Genomic DNA, 17334 nt, shown 5'->3' with positions numbered 1-17334 from the left:
TCATCGGCCCGGTCACCGGAACCGCCGGTTGTACGAGGCGAGCACGGCCAGCAGCCTGCACAGCGCGACGAGCATGATCGCGAGGCTGCCCCACCCGACCGTCGCGCGGGCGACGACGACCACGGCCACGCAGAGCGCCGCGACGAGCGTCCGGGCGGTGACGAGCAGCACGCTGCGCGTCGATTCCTTCATGGGTTTCCTCTCTCCGGGAGGCGCCGGTCAGCCCTTCACACCGCCGGACGCCATGCCTTCGATGAGCCGGCGCTGGATGAGCGCGTAGAAGATGAGGACGGGGACGATGACGATGACCATGCCGGCGTACAGGCGCCCGTAGTCGGCCGCCGCCTTCTGCGCGGTCATCAGGTTGAGCAGCCCGACCTGCAGCGTCTTGCCCTCACCTGGGAGCAGGGTGAGCGCGATGATGTAGTCGTTCCAGTAGGCCAGGAAGTTGAACAGCAGCACGGTGGTGAGCGCGGGCCGCGCCATCGGCAGCATGACCCGGGTCATGATCTGGAAGCGGGAGGCCCCGTCCAGGGCCGCGGCCTCCTCGAAGTCGACGGGGATCGACCGGAAGTACGCGGCGAGCAGGTAGATGGTGAACGGGATCGAGGTGGCCGCGTAGACGAGCGAGAGGACCGCGGGGTTGTCGATGAAGAAGCCGCCGGGGAACACGTCGACGAGCGCGCGATCCCAGCCGACGAGCATGAGGAAGATCGGTACGACGATGTAGTTGACGTTGACGAACAACCCGGCCAGCAGCGCGACCTCGACCAGGCCGCGGCCGCGGAACTCGTACCTCGCGACGACGTAGGCCGCGGGCACCGACACGGCCACGACGAACACCAGCCCGAGCACCGTGACCAGCACCGAGGTGAGGAAATACTGTCCCATGCGCGCCGTGACGAACGCGTCGACGTAGTTCTGCAGGTGCAGGCCCTCCGGCAGCACCCAGGGGCTGCCGTAGAACTCGCCCTTCTGCTTGAGCGAGGCGAGCAGCACCCACGCCACCGGCACCGCGATGGCCAGGGCGATCGCGATGACGAGGACGTAGGTCAGTGCCCTGCCGGTCCTCGGCCGTGCGGCGCTTCTGATCGTGGTCATGGTGAGGGTCCTCTAGAACTGGAGGGGCTCGCGCCGTGTCGCCCGGCTCACCAGCAGCGACACGAGGAACGAGAACGCGAAGATGACGACGCCGATGGCCATGCCGTAGCCGTACGACGAGTTCGTGTAGGCCTGCTTGTACATGTAGCTCAGCAGGACCTCCGACGAGCCGTCGGGTCCGCCGCCGGTCATGGCGCGGACGAGCACGAAGCTGAGGTTGACCGCGCTCATGACGAAGAAGGTCAGCGTCGTGCGGAGGTTCTGCCAGATGAGCGGCAGCGTGATGGCGAAGAACTGCCGTCCAGGGGACGCGCCGTCGAGCGCGGAGGCCTCGTAGACGTCCTCGGGGATGCTCGCCATGCCGGACATGTAGAGGACCATGTAGTAGCCGAGCGACTGCCAGACCATCGCGATCGCCACGGACCAGAGCACGAGGTCCTGGTCGCCGAGCCAGACCTGGCGCAGCCCGTCGAGCGACAGCGCCCGCAGCGTGCCGTTGATCAGGCCGTTCTCCTGGTCGAAGACGGCGGAGAAGATCGCCGCGATGACGACCACGGACAGCACGCTCGGGACGTAGAGGACGAACCGGTAGAGGGTCCGGCCCCGCAGCCGCTGCCGGGTCATGATCGCCGCCAGGAACAGGCCCATGCCCATCGTCACCACGGTCACGACGACCAGGAGCGCGACGGTGTTCTGGAACGCGCGGACGAACTGCGCGTCGTCGAGGAGCGCGGTGAAGTTGTCGAGCCCGACGAAACGCATGTCGGGGGAGAAGCCGCTCCAGGTGTAGAACGACATCCGGAACACGTTCACGGTCGGGACGATCATGAACAGCGAGAAGAGCACGAGCGCGGGCGCGAGGCAGGCCAGCACGAAGAGCCCGTTGCCGCGCCGGCGCGGGGCGGACCCGGCCGCGCCGCGCCGGCGGGGCGCGGGTCCTGCCGCGCGGCGCGCCGCGGGGCGCGGCAGGGTGCCCAGTGAGGTGCCCAGTGAGTTGTCCGGTGGGTTGCCCGGCACGTCAGCTGCCCGCCTGGCGCAGCTTCTCGCTGGCCTCGTCGAGCGCGGCCTGCCACTGGTCCAGGGTCTTGTCGCCGCTGATGATGCTGTTGGCGGTGTCGAAGAGGGTGGCCTTGATGTCGACGCCCTTGACGGGCGCGGTGCTGGCGAACCCGCCGACGAGCGCGGAGACCGACGGGTCGTCGTAGACCTTGTAGAACTCGGCGTTCTCCTCCGACAGGCTGCCCGCGATGCCCTCGATCGGCTGGATCGCGTTGGACGCGGCGAAGATCTTCGCCGCCGCGTCGGAGTAGAGGTAGGCGACGAAGTCCTTGGCCGCGTCCTTGTTCCTGGCGGCGGCGGGGACCCAGACCGACTCGACCGACGTCGTGATGTACCGCTTGCCGCCCTCGGTGACGGCGGGCAGCGGGGTCAGGCCCCACGCGAAGCCGTCGGCGCGCGGGGCGTCGGCCATCTCGCCGACGATCCACGTCCCGTTCGGCATGAACAGCGCCTTGTCGTCGAGCACCGACTGCTGGTTCTTGGTGAAGTCCTGCTCGTTGGCGTAGCCGACCGTGGTCGGCGCGGCGTACTTCAGCAGCCGGGCGGTGAGGTCGAGCGCCTGCCGGGCCTGCGGCGTCTGCCACACGCCCTGCTTGTACGTCATGACGTCGGTGTAGAACTGCTCCCCTCCGACGTCGGCGAGCAGCGAGAAGAAGTAGGAGTCGAGGTAGCCGGCGGTCGGGTAGGTGAACAGCGCGATGCCGTCCTTCTTGGCCTTCTCGCCGAGCTCGAACATCTCGTCCCAGGTGGCCGGGACCTTCCAGCCCTTCTTGTCGAACAGGCCCTTGTTGTAGAACAGGCCGGTCGGCGCGTAGTACATCGGCATCGTGTACGTCTTGCCGTCGCCGTAGGGGTTGGTGTTGAGGTTGCCGACGATGCCCTCGATGAGCTTGTCGCCGACGGTCTTGTCCTCGCCGGGGACCTTCGCCTGCAGCACGGGCGTGAGGTCCTCCAGCGCCTTGTCCTTGATGAGGGTCTCGGTGAGCGCGGCCTTGCGGCCCTGGCCGAGCACCACGACGTCGGGGAACCGGCCCGCCTTCATGTTGGGGGTGATCTCGTCCTCGATGCTCTTCGAGATCTGCAGCTGCACGTCGACGTCGGGGTGCGCGGTTTCGTACGCCTGGATGACCTTGGTGTACATGTCGCGCCCGTAGCCGCCTTCGAGGGCGGCGACGTTGAGGGTCGTCTTGCCGGAGTCCTGGCCGTCCCCCTCGGCCGCGCAGCCGGTGAGCAGTCCGAGCGCCGTGATCGCGGCGCCGGCGAGGACGAGTGATCTCCTCATGGTTCTGGGATCCTTCCGTGAAGGGCTGCCCACCTGACGGGGCGGAGGAACGAGTCCGGGATCCGGACGTTGTTACAGTGGCATCGATAACATGACGGGCGCAAGAGGGTACTTCCTGGAATGGCCGGCATGGGGCTCAGGGAGAACGGGGTGGCGCCGTGGACGCGCGCACCGAGAGCGACGCGGTGACGAGCGTCTCCCCGGCATCGGCCTGCCGCAGCAGCAGGGCGACGGCCGCCGCGCCCGAGCGGTAGAAGTCCTGGCGGACGGTGGTCAGCGGCGGGGTGCAGTAGGCCGCCAGCTCGATGTCGTCGACGCTGACGATGGACACGTCCTCCGGCACCGATCTGCCGCCCTCGCGCAGGGCGCGGATCACCCCGAAGGCCATCTCGTCGCTGGCGGCGAAGACGGCGGTCACGTCGGGGATCATCGCGAGGACCTGCCCCTGCCGGTAGCCCGAGTCGGGCGACCAGTCGCCCTCCAGCGGGGGCGGCGCCTGGATCCCCGCCGCGGCCAGGCACTCCTGCCAGCCCTGCCGCCGCTGGCGGGCCTCGATCCACTCGTCGGGCCCCGAGACGTGCCACACCTGGCGGTGTCCGAGGTCGAGCAGGTGCCGCGTGGCGATGCGGCCCGCCTCCTTCTGGTCGATCCCGAGCACCCGGGCGCTCGCGGTGCGGGAGCCGTCGAGGGTGACGGTGGGGATGTCGCGCGTGATGTCCTCCATCTTCTGCGTCACGGAGATCAGCGGCACGGCGATGACGATGCCCTCCACGCCCTGGTCGGCGAGCTTGGACAGGGACCGCTCCATCAGGCCGGTGTCGAGCCTGGCGATGGTCGCGATGCTCACCGCGTAGCCCTCCTCGCCCGCGGCCGCCTCGACGCCCGCGGTCACCGCCGAGCGCGAGTAGTAGCCGCCCGACTGCAGCAGCACGAGCCCGATGGTGCGGCTGCGCCCGGAGGAGAGCACCCTGGCCGCGTTGTTGAAGCGGTAGCCCAGCTGCTCGACCGCGGCGAGCACGCGCTTCCTGGTCTCCGGGTTGACGTTGGGCGAGTCGCGCAGCGTGCGGGAGACGGTCTGCGCCGACACCCCGGCCGTCCTGGCCACGTCGGTCATGCTCGGCTGCCTCGCGGGCCGCTCGATGGCTCCGGTCATGGCGCTCCTCTCTCGCGGCCCGCCCGCGGGGTCGTCAGGTGGATCCTACCGCGCTTGTTACATATGGCATCGATAACATAGGCTCTCGCCCCGTGATCGAGCCTTCCCCGCCTGACGCCTCCCCGGACCAGACGACGACCACGGCCGACGCGATGGCCGACGAGATGGCCGACGCGCCGGCCGACCCTCCCACCGGTGCTCCCGCCGGTGCTCCCGCCGGCCCTCTCACCGGCGCGCTCACCTGGCGCGGGCGCCGCCTGCACCGGTACGGCGTTCCCCACCGCATGGTGTCGGGAGGTTTGCACTACTTCCGCGTGCACCCCGGCCTCTGGCGTGACCGGATCCGCCGCCTCGCCGACCTCGGGCTCAACACGGTCGACACCTACGTCGCGTGGAACTTCCACCAGCCCCGCGAGGACGCCGAGCCGTGCTTCGACGGCTGGCGGGACGTCGAGCGGTTCATCCGCACGGTGGGGGAGGAGGGCCTCGACGTCGTCGTCCGGCCCGGGCCGTACATCTGCGCCGAGTGGTCGAACGGCGGCCTGCCGAGCTGGCTCACCGCCCGCGACGTCGCGCTCCGCAGCTCCGACGCCGCGTTCACCTCCGCGGTCGGCCGCTGGTTCGACGAGCTGATCCCGCGCATCGCCGCGCTCCAGGCCGGCGAGGGCGGGCCGGTCGTGGCGGTGCAGGTGGAGAACGAGTTCGGCAGCTACGGCGACGACCAGGCCTACCTGCGCTGGAACCGCGAGGCGCTGATCACCCGCGGCATCAGGGAACTGCTGTTCACCGCCGACGGTCCCACCGACCTGATGCAGGACGGCGGCACCCTGCCCGGCACCCTGGCCGCCGTCACCCTGGGCTCCAAGCCCGACGCCGCCCGGCGCCTCCTCGCGGCGCGGCGGCCGGACGAGCCGTTCGTCGTCGCCGAGTTCTGGAACGGCTGGTTCGACCACTGGGGGGAGCGGCACCACGTCCGCGGCGCGGACAGTGCCGCGCGCGTCCTCGAGGAGATCGTCTCCGACGGCGGCAGCGTGAGCGTCTACATGGCCCACGGCGGCACCAACTTCGGGCTCTGGGCGGGCGCCAACGAGGCGAGCGGCCGGTTGCAGCCCACCGTGACCAGCTACGACTCCGACGCGCCCGTCGCCGAGGACGGCACGCTCACGCCCAAGTTCTTCGCCCTGCGGGAGGCGCTCGGCGCGCGCGGCCCGCTGCGGACGCCCGAACGGATGCCCACGCTGCCGTCGGCCCGCGTCCCCCTCGCGCACCGTGCCGACCTGCTCGCCGGGCTCGGCGCCGTGCCCGCGCCCACCTCGACCGGCCCCCGCCCGGCCTCGTTCGAGCGGCTCGGGCTCGACGCGGGGATGGTCCTGCACACCGCGCACCCGCGCATCCCCGCGGGCGAGCACCGGCTCGTCCTCACCGACGTGCGCGACCGGGCCCTGGTCTTCTGCGACGGCACGTTCCTCGGAGAGGCGGGCCCCGACCGCCAGGAGTTCCCGGTACGCGGAACGGGCGCCGTCGTACGCCTGGAGGTCCTGGTCGAGAGCCTCGGCCGGGTCAACTACGGGCCGGGCCTCGGCCGGCACAAGGGCCTGATCGGCCCGGTGCTCGTCGACCGGCGGATGGTCCAGGGCTGGGACAGCAGGCCGATCGCCCTGCAGGAGTGGTCAGACGGGGAGACGGCCCGCGCGCTCGCCGCCGGCCCCGCGACCACGCGCACCGGGTTCGCGGTCGCGACCGTGCGGATCGCCACGCCCGCCGACACCTTCCTGGCGCTGCCGGGATCGGGCCGCGGCCTCGTCTGGGTCAACGGCTTCCTGCTCGGCCGCTACTGGGAGATCGGGCCGCAGGTCACGTTGTACTGCCCGGCGCCGCTGCTCCGCGCGGGCGAGAACACCGTGACGGTCATGGAACTGGATCGGCTCGGCGCCGTCCTGGAACTGAGGGACCGTCCCGAGCTGGGGCCGGTGGAGGAGTACGTCGAGGAGTTCGGCTGATCGGCCTCTCCTGCCACGCGGGGTGCGTGATCGTGCAAAGCCGGGGTAGGGGCACGCGCATGGCACTCATGGATCGGGTACGCGCGTACATGCGCAGCCCCAAAGGCAGGCAGAACGTCGAGAAGGCCAAGCGGATGGCCCGTGACCCGCACACGCAGCAGCAGGTACGGCGCTTCCTCAGCCGCTTCAGGACCCGGCGGCACTGATCCTGGGACCGGCTCGGGGCAGGCTGGCACGGCGTACCCCCGCGCCGGGGACGGGCGGCGGGGTCATCCGCGGCGGGCCGAGCGGCGGAAGGCGAGCAGGGACAGCGGGACGAAGACCGCGACCACCGCCAGCGACCAGATCACGGCGGCGGCGATGGGGTGCTCCAGCGGCAGCCGGTCCTGGGCGGCCATCCCGAGCGGGTTGCCGAACAGGCTCCTCGCCGCGGTGACGACGGCGCTCACGGGGTTCCACGCCGCCACGGTCTGGAGCCAGTCCGGCATCGAGGAGATCGGGACGAACCCGTTCGAGACGAAGCCGAGCGGCAACACCCACAGCAGCCCGGCGGTCCCGGCCACCTCGGGGCTGCGCACCGACAGGCCGATGGCGATGCCCACCCACGTCATCGCGTACGCGAACAGCAGCAGCACCCCCAGCCCGGCCGCCGTGGACAGCGGGCCCGCGTGCGCCCGCCAGCCCACCAGCAGGCCCACCACCGCGAGCACGCCGGTCACGAGAACGGCCCGCACCAGCTCGGCGTTGGCGCGTCCGACGAGCACCGCCACGTGGGCCATCGGCAGGGCGCGGAACCGGTCGATGACCCCTCTGCTCATGTCCACGGCCAGGCTCGTGCCGGTGCCGACGCCCATGAACGCCAGGGTGTGGGCGAAGACCGCCACGACGACGTACTCGGTGAACGGCCCGCCGCCGGGCAGCGGGATCGCGCCGCCGAAGACGTAGCTGAACAGCAGCACGAAGATGATCGGCTGGGCCAGCTGGTAGGCCAGCTCGTCGGGGACGCGGCCCATGCGCAGCAGCCCTCGTCTGGTCATCACGGCGCAGTCGCGCAGCGCGAGGGCGAGGTCCGAGGGCGCGGCGCCCCGGTCAGTCACGGCCATGCTCGTCCGCCTTCCTGGTCAGGGCGAAGAAGACGTCGTCCAGCGTGGGCCGGCGGACGGTGAGGTCGGCGACCTCGACTCCGCAGGCGTCCAGTTCTCTGACCACGTCCGCCATCCGGCCGGCGCCGCCGGGCAGCACCGCCGTCACGCTCAGGGTGTCCTCGTAGGCCTGCGGCTCGGGGAGGCCGGCCGAGGTCAGCGCGGCCAGCGCCGGGGCCAGATCGCCGGCGTAGCGCACCGCCACGTCGAGATGATCGCCGCCGACCTGGTCCTTGAGCTCGGACGGCTTGCCCGTCGCGATCTCCCGCCCGTGGTCGATGACCACGATCAGGTCGGCGAACTGGTCGGCCTCCTCCAGGTACTGGGTGGTGACCAGCGCGGTCGTGCCCTCCTTGACGAGGTCGCCGAGCGCCCGCCACACCTCCGCCCTGCCGCGGGGATCGAGGCCGGTCGTGGGCTCGTCGAGGAACAGCACGCGGGGGTGGGCCATCAGCGCCACCCCCAGGTCGAGGCGGCGGCGCATGCCGCCAGAATAGGTGCGCACCGGGCGGTCGGCGGCGCGGGCGAGGTCGAAGCGTTCGATCAGCTCCTCGCCCCTGGCCCGAGCCGCCGCCGGGCTCATGCGGGCCAGCAGGCCGAAGATGTCGAGGTTCTCGCGGGCCGTCAGGTACTCGTCGACGGCCGCGTACTGTCCCGCCAGGCCGACGACCCTGCGGACGGCCTGCGCCTCGCGCACGACGTCGAAGCCGCACACGCGGGCGTGCCCGCCGTCGGGGCGCAGCAGCGTCGCCAGGATGCGCACCAGCGTGGACTTGCCCGCCCCGTTGGGACCGAGCAGGCCGAGCACCTGTCCTTCCGGAGCGTGCAGATCGAGACCGTCGAGGGCGCGGACCGAGCCGTACTGCTTCACCAGCCCTTCCGCCTGGATGCCGCCGTTCATGGCGCGCTCCGCGCGGGGGCCGGGCATCTGAGAGCGTTCATGCGCGCCAGCATGGCGCGGGCCGCTCGAGCCCGGGTGGTGCGCGCCCGCTCGCGGACCGGCGCGCGGCTCGACCGGGCGTCCAGGCGATCTCCAAGCGGCGCTGTCACGGTGGGCTGCCGGAACTGGACCCCGGAACCGGCCCCCGGGACCTCGGGACCGGACCCCGGAACCGGCCCCCGGGACCTCGGGACCGGACCGTGGAACCGGGCCCCGGGGGCCGGTCAGGAGCATCTCGTGAACACGATCGAGTCTGGATGGTGACGCCGTGAGCACGTCAGTCAAACCGTTGCGGATCGAAGGGGCCTTCCTCGTCGAGCCGGAGATCTTCCCCGACGAGCGCGGGCACTTCGCCGAGCTGTTCCAGCAGCGCGCCATCGAGGGACCGACCGGCGGCCGGATGCCGGTGGCCCAGGTCAACTGCTCCGTCTCCCGGCGCGGGACGATCAGGGGCGTGCACTCCTGCGCGACACCGCCCGGCCAGGCCAGGTACGTCACCTGCGTGAGCGGGGCCATCCTGGACGTCATCGTGGACATCCGCCCCGGGTCCCCCACGTTCGGGGAGCACGTGGCGGTGCCGCTGGACGAGTACTCCCGGCACGCCGTCCACCTCGCCGAAGGGCTGGGGCACGCGTTCGCGCCCATCAGCGAGCAGGCCACCGTGGTCTACCTGTGCTCCACCGCCTACAACCCGGCGCTGGAGATCCGCGTCAACCCGCTGGACCCGGACCTCGCGCTGCCGTGGGCGGCCTCGCCGCGGATCCTGTCGGACCAGGACGCCAAGGCGCCGACGTTGCGCGAGGCCGAGGCCGCCGGGCTGCTCCAGGCATGCGCGGGCAGCGCGCCGGCCGGCGTGTGACCGTACGCGCGGGGGCCGCCGGGCTGTCGATGCCCGGCGGCCCCCGCCTCGTGTCCGCTGCCGTGACAGGCGGCTACCAGGGAACCTGCTTCCCGCCGCGCAGGAACGCTCCGGTGGGGCCGTCGTCCGGGAGGGTGGCCGCCCACACGATGTCCTGCGCGGCCTGTTCCGGCAGCCGTTCGGCCTGCGGGCGCATCCGCGTCCGCACCTGACCGGGGTTGACCGCGTTGACCAGCACGCCCGTGCCCCTCGTTTCGGCGGCCATGAGCACGGTCAGCGCGTTGAGCCCGGTCTTCGACACCGCGTAGCCCGGCGTGTGCGCCGAGAGCCCGTTGCTGAACGCCCCCGTGCCGCTGGAGATCATCACCACCCGGCCCCAGCCCCGCTCCACCATGCCGGGCAGGAACGCCTGGCACATCCGCCAGGCGCCCAGGACGTTCACCTCGAACTGCCGCCTGACCAGCTCGACCGGCACCGCCAGCGGCGGGTGCCCCCAGTCGAGCTGGATGCCGGCGTTGTTCACCACGATGTCCACGGGCCCCACCAGAGCCCGCACCCGCTCCGGCGCCTCCTCGTCGGTCACGTCGAGCGTGGCCGCCCGCGCGCCGGGGCCCAGCGCCGCCGCGGTGCGCCCGGCCTCCTCCGCGTCCCTGGCCGTCACCACCACCCGGTGCCCGAGCGCGTGCAACCGCTCGCTCACCGCCCGGCCGATGCCGCGATTGGCGCCCGTCACCAGAGCAGTGCGTGATTTCGCCGTCATGCGATCTCCATTAGGCCGTCTTATCGCGCGATTCTCGTCATGGCCGCTGGAGGATCGCTGGAGAGCGCCTATAAGTTTTCTCCATCGCGGAGCGGCGTTTTGACGGTTTTCTCCGCATGGAGATCGTGCTTATATCAGAACACCAGCGTCACTCCATGGGCGACTTCGACCATGGCGGGCGTTCGGCTGGGGGGTTGATCGGAGGAGGTCGGGCTGAGGGAAACGAACGAGTGGTAAGCGCAACAGGGCGGACGCAGCACTGCCGCGCTCGGGGTATCGCTCTTTGTGACACTCTGCCCTGAGCGGCTGTGGTGGGGCGTCTCCCCGGTCAGAACGTGGGAAGGCGATGGATTTCCTGGTGCTTGGCCCGTTGGCGGTGCTTGGTCGTCAAGGTGTGGAGCTGACCCCGACGCCGCCGAAAGTCAGAGAAGTGTTGGCGCTGCTTCTGCTGCGCAACCAATCTCTCGTATTAACGTCGGAGTTGGTCGACGAACTTTGGCCGGACAGCCCGCCGGTGAGCGCGTTGTCGACTCTGCAAACTTACATCTACAAGCTGCGGAACATCTTGTCCGAAGGTTACGGAGAGAGGTCCACCGTATTACGGACGAGGCCGCACGGCTACATGCTGGCCGTGCCTCCGGAAAGCGTTGACTCCTACCATTTCGAGAGACTGACGTCGGAGGGTCATGCGGCACTCGCGGACGGCGATCCGGGCAGGGCGGCCGATCTGCTCAGCCAGGCGCTCGCGCTGTGGCGAGGACCGGCTCTGGCCGACGTCACCGGCGGCAGCCTGCTGTCGGCGTACGGGACCGCCCTGGAAGAGGGCCGCCTGCGCGCCCTGGAGTTGCGGATCGACGTCGACCTGCGGCTCGGGCGGCACCGCAAGGCCGTCAGCGAGCTGAAGACCCTGGTCAACGACCATCCGTTGCAGGAGGTCTTCCACATCCAGCTGATGCTGGCCCTGCACAGGTCGGGCCGCCGTCCCGAGGCGCTCGACGTCTACCAGAGGCTGCGCACGCTCCTGGTGGAGGAGCTCGGCGTGGAGCCGTCGAGCCGCGCGCAGGCCATGCACCAGGCGGTGCTCTCCTCTGCCAGCTCCCTGGAGGTGCCCGCTTCCGAGGAGCCGGTCACCATCAGCTCCGCCGACCGGACCGAGGAGGAGCCCGCACCGCCCCCCGCGCAGCTCCCGCCCGACGTCCTCGACTTCACCACCCGGGTGGACAGTCTGCAGGCGATCCTCGACGGGCTCGCCTCGCCGCGCAACGAGCTCGCCCCCGTCGTCTCCCTCAGCGGCATGACCGGCGTGGGCAAGACGGTGCTGGCCGTGCACGCCGCGCACCTGCTGCGCCAGACCTTCCCCGACGGCCAGCTCTTCGCCCGGTTGCGCGGCAGCACCGGCGACCCGGCCGACCCGGCCGACGTCCTGGCCGGCTTCCTCAGCGCCGCCGGCATGACCGACGACCGCATCCCCGCCGGTCTGGAGGACCGTGTCGCCGCGTTCCGTACCTGGGTCGCCCCGAGGAAAGTGCTCATCGTGCTCGACGACGCGGCCACGGCCGCGCAGATCCAGCCGCTGCTGCCGGGCTGCCCGCCCAGCGGCACCATCATCACGGGCCGTGCCGGGCTCAACGGGCTGGTCGGCGCGGTGCACGTGCGGCTGGACCTGCTCACCGCGGCCGACTGCGTCGAGCTCCTGCAGAACATCATCGGCAGGACGCTCGCGGACGGCGAGCGCCAGGCCGCCGAGGTGATCGCCCAGCTCTGCGGCCGCCTGCCGCTGGCGATCAGAGCGGCGGGCGCACGCCTGTCGTCCACCGGCTGGCCGCTCAAGAAGCTGGCGGAACGCCTGATCGGCGCCGGCAGGCTGCTGGACGAGCTGGCCTTCGCCGACCTCAACGTACGCGACCGCCTGCTGGAGAGCTACCGGCAGCTCGGCGAGGAGGAACGGCGTTTCCTGCGCCTGCTCAGCCTCCTTCCTGGCCCGGTGTTCACCGCGAGCGGCGTGGCCAAGCTGCTGGAGTGGGACTCCGACACCGTGGACAAGCTGCTGCTGCAGCTCGTCGAGAATCACTTCCTGCGGGTGCTCATGCACAACGCCGACGACATCGTCTACACCCTCCACGAACTGGTCCGGTTCTTCGCCTACGAGCAGGTCGAGCAGGAGCTCGGCCACTACGACGGCTCAAGCGGCGACTCCGACCTGCTCTGACGCCCCTCAAGCCGGGCTCGACCCGCTGGACGAGCGCGACTCCATCGCTCCTCCAGCGGCGCCGGGCAGCCTGCGCTTGTCCATGGCCTCGTCAGGCAGGAATATCCATGAAGGCTCTCGTCCTTGCGGGTGGGCGGGGAACTAGGCTGCGGCCCCTCACCCACACTGTCCCCAAGCAACTGGTGCCGGTGGCCAACAAGCCGGTGCTCTTGTACGGCCTGGAAGCCATCAGAGAGGTCGGCATCACCGAGGTCGGCGTGGTCGTGGGCGACCACGGCCCGGCCATCCGCGACGCGCTCGGCAACGGCGGCACGCTGGGGCTCGACATCACCTACCTGCACCAGCACGCCCCCCTGGGCCTGGCGCACTGCGTCATGTTGTCCCAGGACTTCCTCGGCAACGCGGACTTCCTGCTCTACCTCGGAGACAACGTCATCATCGACGGGCTCGGCCCGCTGATCGACGCGTTCTGGCACTCGCGGCCGGACGCCATGGTGATGACCGGCAAGGTCGCCAACCCCTCCGAGTACGGAGTGGCGCAGGTCGGCCCCGACGGCGTCGTCACGGGGCTGGAGGAGAAACCCGCCGACCCGCGCAGCGACCTGGCCCTCGTCGGCGCGTACGTCTTCACCCCGGCCATCCACCAGGCCGTGCACAGCGTCAAGCCGAGCTGGCGGAACGAGCGCGAGATCACCCACGCCATCGAGTGGCTGATGCGCAACGGCTGGCGGGTCGAGGCGCACCTGCACGGCGGCTACTGGAAGGACACCGGCCGGGTCGAGGACCTGCTGGAATGCAACCGGGCGGTGCTGGACACCGCCGAGCGGTCGATCCGGGGTCAGGTGGACGCGTCCTGCGAGATCCGCGGCCCGGTCGTCATCGAGGAGGGCGCGGAGGTCAGCGGCTCCCGCATCACCGGGCCCGCGGTGATCGGCTTCTCGGCGGTGGTGCGCGACAGCCGGATCGGGCCGTACACCAGCATCGGCGCCGACTGCGACATCGTCGGCGCCACCATCGAGAACTCGGTCGTGTGCGAGGGCAGCACCGTGCGCGGCAGCCTGCGCGACTCCCTCATCGGCCGGCAGGCCAGGGTGAGCGGTGACTTCGGCCGGCCCACGTGCCTGGTGCTCGGCGACCACAGCGAGGCCAGGCTGTACGGGAGCGCGTCATGACCGCCACCCTCGAAGCCACGTGGCTGATCTGCCCCGGCTGCTCCGACCTGGTCTTCCGCCCCAAGTACGAGCGCGCGCTGCGGGTCTGCCCCGGGTGCGGGCACCATGCCAGGCTCACCGCCCGCGAGCGGCTCGACTGCCTGCTGGACCCCGGCTCGGAGAAGCCGGTCGAGACCGCACTGCCGGCCGACGACCCCCTCGGCTTCGCCGACACCCGGCCCTACGCCGAGCGGCTGGCCGCCGCGCGGGCCGCCACCGGGCTGCGCGAGGCCGCCCTGTGCGCCACCGGCACCATCGAGTCCCACCCGGTCGTGGTGGCCTGCCTCGACTTCGCGTTCGTCGGCGGCTCGCTCGGCTCCGGGGTCGGCGAGCTCGTGACGGTCGCTGCGGAGAAGGCGCTGGCCGAACGCGTGCCGTTGCTGATCGTGACGGCCTCGGGCGGGGCGCGGATGCAGGAGGGCGCGCTGTCGCTCATGCAGATGGCCAAGTGCAGCCAGGCGCTGGCCCGGCTGGACGAGGCGGGGATCCTCACCGTCGCCCTCGTCACCGACCCGACGTACGGCGGCGTGGCGGCCTCGTTCGCGACGCTGCCCGACGTGCTGGTCGCCGAGCCGGGGGCGCATCTGGGGTTCGCCGGGCCGCGCGTCATCGAGCAGACCATCCGGCAGCGGTTGCCGGAGGGGTTCCAGACGGCGGAGTTCCTGCTGGCGCGCGGGCTGATCGACGCGGTGGTGCCCAGGCCGGCCCTGCGCCGCGCCTTGGCCCGCCTCCTGGCGGCCGCCCGCCCGGACGCCACGGGCGGCCCCGCGGACGACCCCGCGGGCGGCCCCGCGGACGGCCCTACGGGCGGCCTGTCGAGCGGCCCGACGGCTGCCTCGGCCGGCGCACCGGCGCGGCCCGAAGCCGACGGGCTCGTACGGGATCCGTCGGTCCTGCCGCGCCGCACCCCGTGGGACGTGGTGCGGCTGGCCAGGGAGCCGGCCCGCCCGACCACCTTCGACTACGCCGGTCTGCTGCTGGAGGACTTCACCGAGCTGCGCGGCGACCGTGCGGGCAGCGACTGCCCGGCCATCGTGGGCGGCATCGGACGCCTGCGCGGCAGGGGCGTGATGCTCATCGGCCACCAGAAGGGGCACGACACCCAGGAGCGCGTGAAGCGCAACTTCGGCATGCCGAGCCCCGCCGGATACCGCAAGGCGGCCCGGCTCATGCGGCTGGCCGCCAAGCTCGGCCTGCCGGTGCTCACGCTCGTGGACACCCCCGGCGCCTACCCCGGCATCGAGGCCGAGGAGCAGGGCCAGGCGTGGGCCATCTCCGAGAACCAGCGCCTGATGTCCGCGCTGCCCGTGCCCGTGGTCACCGTCATCACGGGCGAGGGAGGCAGCGGCGGCGCGCTCGCGCTGGCGGTGGCCGACCGCGTGCTCGCCCTGTCCAACGCCGTCTACTCCGTGATCAGCCCGGAAGGGTGCGCCGCGATCCTCTGGAAGACCGCCGAGGCGGCCCCGCAGGCCGCCGCGGCGCTCGGCCTGGACGCCCGCGAGCTGCTCCGGCAGCGCGTCGTCGACGCGGTCATCCCCGAGCCGGACGAGGGGGCGCACGTCGCCGCCTCGCGTACGGCCGAGCGGATCCAGGCGGCCGTACGGCAGGCGTTCGAGGAGCTGGCCCCGTTGCCGGTCGCCGAGCTGGTCGAGGCGCGGCGGCGGCGCTTCCGCAGTTTTGGCGCCCCTTCGTCCGAGGAGACGTGATGTCCGACCACGGAGAGCTGATCGAGACGGTCCAGCGGCATGCCGCGGGGTTCATCGACGCCATCGGCGGGCCGATCCGCCGCCTGAAGGTGACGGTGGGCGAGGTGAGCCTGGAAGCCGAATGGGCCGCCCCCGACGGCCAGGACCTGCCTGTGGAGCAGCGCCTTTCGGCGGCGAACGGCACGGCCGTCAATGGGCGGGCGCCGGACGGCGCCGCGCGGGCCGCCGTCACCGTCACGGCGGCCGCGCACGCCTCCCAGGGCGCCGCGGCCCCGGCGGGGCAGGTCATCCCGTCGCCCATGGTCGGCACCTTCTACCGCTGCGCCGAGCCCGGAGCCGAGCCCTTCGTCAAGGAGGGCGACCTGGTCACCGCGGGACAGCAGGTCGCGATCCTGGAGGCGATGAAGATGATGAACCCCGTCCACGCGACCACCGCCGGCCGGATCACCCGGATCCTCGCCGAGGACGCCGCCGCCGTCGAGTACGGGCAGGCGCTCTTCGCCCTGGAGGAGAGCTGATGTTCGGCACGGTTCTGATCGCCAACCGCGGGGAGATCGCCCTGCGGGTGGCCCGCACCTGCAAGGAGATGGGCATCCGCACGGTCGCCGTCTACTCGTCGGCGGACGAGGACTCCCCGGTCGTCCGCCTGGCCGACGAGGCCGTGCGGATCGGCCCGCCTCCGGCCAAGCGGAGCTACCTGTACGCCCCCGCCGTCCTCCAGGCCGCCCTCCAGACCGGCGCGGAGGCCATCCACCCCGGATACGGCTTCGTGTCGGAGGACGCCGACTTCGCCGAGATGTGCCGGGCGGAGGGGCTGACGTTCATCGGATCGCCGCCGGAGGTCCTGACGATGCTGGGCGACAAGGCCGAGGCGCTGCGCGTGTTGTCGGCCGCGGGACTGCCGGTCCTGCCGGGCTCGCACCGTCCCCTGTCCAGCGTGGGGGAGGCCGTCGAGGCGGCGGCCGGCATCGGCTTCCCGATCATCGTCAAGGCGCTGTCGGGCGGGGGCGGCCGGGGCATGGCCATCGCGATGCGCCCGTCCGAGCTGCCCGAGGCGTACGCGCAGGCCCGCAACGCCGCCCGGGCCGTCTTCGGCGACGAGCGGGTCTACCTGGAGCGCTACGTCGAGTCGGCCCGCCACGTCGAGGTGCAGGTGCTGGCCGGGACGAACGGGCAGGTCCTGCACCTGGGCGCGCGCGACTGCTCGGTGCAGCGGCGGCGGCAGAAGCTCATCGAGGAGACCCCGGTGCCCGGCCTGCCCGAGGACGTGGCGGCCGGGCTGTGCGCGCGGACCGTCGAGGCGGCCCGCGCCGTCGGCTACGTCGGGGCGGGGACGTTCGAGTTCCTGCTCGACGACGCGGGCGAGTTCCACTGCATCGAGGTCAACTGCCGGATCCAGGTCGAGCACCCGGTCACGGAGCTGGTCACGGGCGTCGACCTGGTCCGCGAGCAGCTCCACGTGGCCGCGACGGGCGCGCCCGGCATCACCCAGGACGACGTACGGCTCAACGGCGCGGCCATCGAGTGCCGCATCAACGCCGAGGACCCGGCGCGGGGCTTCCTGCCCACGCCGGGCACGGTCGACTCGCTCGTGCTGCCGGGCGGGCCGTTCACCCGCGTGGACGACCACGTACGGCCGGGCATGCGCGTCTCGCCCTTCTACGACCCGCTGCTGGCCAAGGTCAGCGTGTGGGCGCCGGACCGCGACCAGGCCATCGCCCGCATGGAGCGGGCGCTGTCGGAGTGCGCCGTCACCGGCGCCGGCATCAGCACCACGACCGGGTTCCTCGCGGGTCTGCTCGCCCACCCGCTCTTCCGCGACGGCAAGCACACCACGGCGCTCGCCGAGACCGTGGAGCCCGTCTGACCTCTCACCCCTAAGAACGCCACCGGCCCTGCTCGCGCGGCATGC

The 17334-nt window shown here is 71.8% G+C and carries 16 protein-coding genes and 1 pseudogene; 9 read left to right on the top strand and 8 right to left on the bottom strand.

The window, feature by feature from the left end; translation table 11 throughout:
• Nucleotides 1-12: 12 nt before the first annotated feature.
• The 5 genes from ACTWPV_RS39935 to ACTWPV_RS39915 all read right to left on the bottom strand — a co-directional run bounded on the left by ACTWPV_RS39935 (nucleotide 13) and on the right by ACTWPV_RS39915 (nucleotide 4595).
• On the bottom strand, nucleotides 13-192 hold the full coding sequence (locus ACTWPV_RS39935; protein WP_443155750.1) for a DUF6903 family protein: 180 nt from the start codon (nucleotides 190-192) through the stop codon (nucleotides 13-15).
• 27 nt (nucleotides 193-219) lie between these two features.
• Entirely contained in the window at nucleotides 220-1101 is an 882-nt protein-coding gene (locus ACTWPV_RS39930; RefSeq protein ID WP_443155749.1) for a carbohydrate ABC transporter permease, read from the bottom strand.
• A 12-nt stretch (nucleotides 1102-1113) separates the two neighbouring features.
• On the bottom strand, nucleotides 1114-2118 hold the full coding sequence (locus ACTWPV_RS39925) for a carbohydrate ABC transporter permease (RefSeq protein WP_443155748.1): 1005 nt from the start codon (nucleotides 2116-2118) through the stop codon (nucleotides 1114-1116).
• A gap of 1 nt (nucleotide 2119) precedes the next feature.
• Nucleotides 2120-3442 carry a carbohydrate ABC transporter substrate-binding protein gene (locus ACTWPV_RS39920; RefSeq protein ID WP_443155747.1) on the bottom strand — a complete coding sequence of 441 codons (1323 nt, stop codon included), beginning with the start codon at nucleotides 3440-3442 and terminating at the stop codon, nucleotides 2120-2122.
• 136 nt (nucleotides 3443-3578) lie between these two features.
• Entirely contained in the window at nucleotides 3579-4595 is a 1017-nt protein-coding gene (locus tag ACTWPV_RS39915) for a LacI family DNA-binding transcriptional regulator (protein ID WP_347648808.1), read from the bottom strand.
• A gap of 92 nt (nucleotides 4596-4687) precedes the next feature.
• Between ACTWPV_RS39915 and ACTWPV_RS39910 the strand changes: the two genes are divergently transcribed.
• Together ACTWPV_RS39910 and ACTWPV_RS39905 are read left to right on the top strand one after the other, a co-directional pair.
• Nucleotides 4688-6595, top strand: coding sequence for a glycoside hydrolase family 35 protein (locus tag ACTWPV_RS39910; RefSeq protein WP_443155746.1), 1908 nt, complete (start codon nucleotides 4688-4690; stop codon nucleotides 6593-6595).
• A gap of 59 nt (nucleotides 6596-6654) precedes the next feature.
• Entirely contained in the window at nucleotides 6655-6801 is a 147-nt protein-coding gene (locus ACTWPV_RS39905) for a hypothetical protein (protein ID WP_347648810.1), read from the top strand.
• A 63-nt stretch (nucleotides 6802-6864) separates the two neighbouring features.
• On the opposite strand, the gene ACTWPV_RS39900 is transcribed toward ACTWPV_RS39905, so the two are convergent.
• Both ACTWPV_RS39900 and ACTWPV_RS39895 read right to left on the bottom strand, forming a co-directional pair.
• Nucleotides 6865-7698, bottom strand: coding sequence for an ABC transporter permease (locus ACTWPV_RS39900; RefSeq protein ID WP_347648811.1), 834 nt, complete (start codon nucleotides 7696-7698; stop codon nucleotides 6865-6867).
• Nucleotides 7685-8638, bottom strand: coding sequence for an ATP-binding cassette domain-containing protein (locus ACTWPV_RS39895; RefSeq protein WP_443155745.1), 954 nt, complete (start codon nucleotides 8636-8638; stop codon nucleotides 7685-7687). Before ACTWPV_RS39895 ends, ACTWPV_RS39900 begins: the two co-directional genes overlap by 14 nt.
• A gap of 307 nt (nucleotides 8639-8945) precedes the next feature.
• Here ACTWPV_RS39895 and ACTWPV_RS39890 point away from each other — a divergent pair, with 307 nt between their 5' ends.
• Nucleotides 8946-9536 carry a dTDP-4-dehydrorhamnose 3,5-epimerase family protein gene (locus ACTWPV_RS39890; RefSeq protein WP_347648813.1) on the top strand — a complete coding sequence of 197 codons (591 nt, stop codon included), beginning with the start codon at nucleotides 8946-8948 and terminating at the stop codon, nucleotides 9534-9536.
• A 73-nt stretch (nucleotides 9537-9609) separates the two neighbouring features.
• Here the strand turns inward: ACTWPV_RS39890 and ACTWPV_RS39885 are convergent, their stop codons facing one another.
• The gene (locus ACTWPV_RS39885; RefSeq protein WP_443155744.1) at nucleotides 9610-10296 is read right to left on the bottom strand and encodes an SDR family NAD(P)-dependent oxidoreductase; all 687 of its coding nucleotides are present in this window, start codon (nucleotides 10294-10296) and stop codon (nucleotides 9610-9612) included.
• Nucleotides 10297-10642: 346 nt separating this feature from the next.
• Between ACTWPV_RS39885 and ACTWPV_RS39880 the strand changes: the two are divergent.
• The 6 genes and pseudogenes from ACTWPV_RS39880 to ACTWPV_RS39855 all read left to right on the top strand — a co-directional run.
• Nucleotides 10643-10912, top strand: a pseudogene (locus tag ACTWPV_RS39880) (AfsR/SARP family transcriptional regulator); the annotation flags it as partial.
• 15 nt (nucleotides 10913-10927) lie between these two features.
• Nucleotides 10928-12505 carry a BTAD domain-containing putative transcriptional regulator gene (locus tag ACTWPV_RS39875; RefSeq protein WP_443155860.1) on the top strand — a complete coding sequence of 526 codons (1578 nt, stop codon included), beginning with the start codon at nucleotides 10928-10930 and terminating at the stop codon, nucleotides 12503-12505.
• Nucleotides 12506-12612: 107 nt separating this feature from the next.
• Complete coding sequence (locus ACTWPV_RS39870; protein ID WP_347648816.1) at nucleotides 12613-13677, top strand: glucose-1-phosphate thymidylyltransferase; 1065 nt, start codon at nucleotides 12613-12615, stop codon at nucleotides 13675-13677.
• Complete coding sequence (locus ACTWPV_RS39865) at nucleotides 13674-15422, top strand: acetyl-CoA carboxylase carboxyltransferase subunit alpha (protein ID WP_443155743.1); 1749 nt, start codon at nucleotides 13674-13676, stop codon at nucleotides 15420-15422. Before ACTWPV_RS39870 ends, ACTWPV_RS39865 begins: the two co-directional genes overlap by 4 nt.
• Nucleotides 15422-15940 (top strand): acetyl-CoA carboxylase biotin carboxyl carrier protein, encoded by a 519-nt coding sequence (locus ACTWPV_RS39860; RefSeq protein ID WP_347648818.1) that lies wholly within the window; start codon nucleotides 15422-15424, stop codon nucleotides 15938-15940. Before ACTWPV_RS39865 ends, ACTWPV_RS39860 begins: the two co-directional genes overlap by 1 nt.
• Nucleotides 15940-17289 carry an acetyl-CoA carboxylase biotin carboxylase subunit gene (locus tag ACTWPV_RS39855; RefSeq protein ID WP_443155742.1) on the top strand — a complete coding sequence of 450 codons (1350 nt, stop codon included), beginning with the start codon at nucleotides 15940-15942 and terminating at the stop codon, nucleotides 17287-17289. Before ACTWPV_RS39860 ends, ACTWPV_RS39855 begins: the two co-directional genes overlap by 1 nt.
• The last annotated feature ends 45 nt before the right edge of the window (nucleotides 17290-17334 follow it).

It is taken from the genome of Nonomuraea sp. KM88, from assembly GCF_052245635.1.
In the GTDB taxonomy this organism is placed as follows: Bacteria; Actinomycetota; Actinomycetes; order Streptosporangiales; family Streptosporangiaceae; genus Nonomuraea.
The sequence above is the reverse complement of the archived record's forward strand: the minus strand, read 5'-3'. Positions and strand labels throughout refer to the sequence as shown.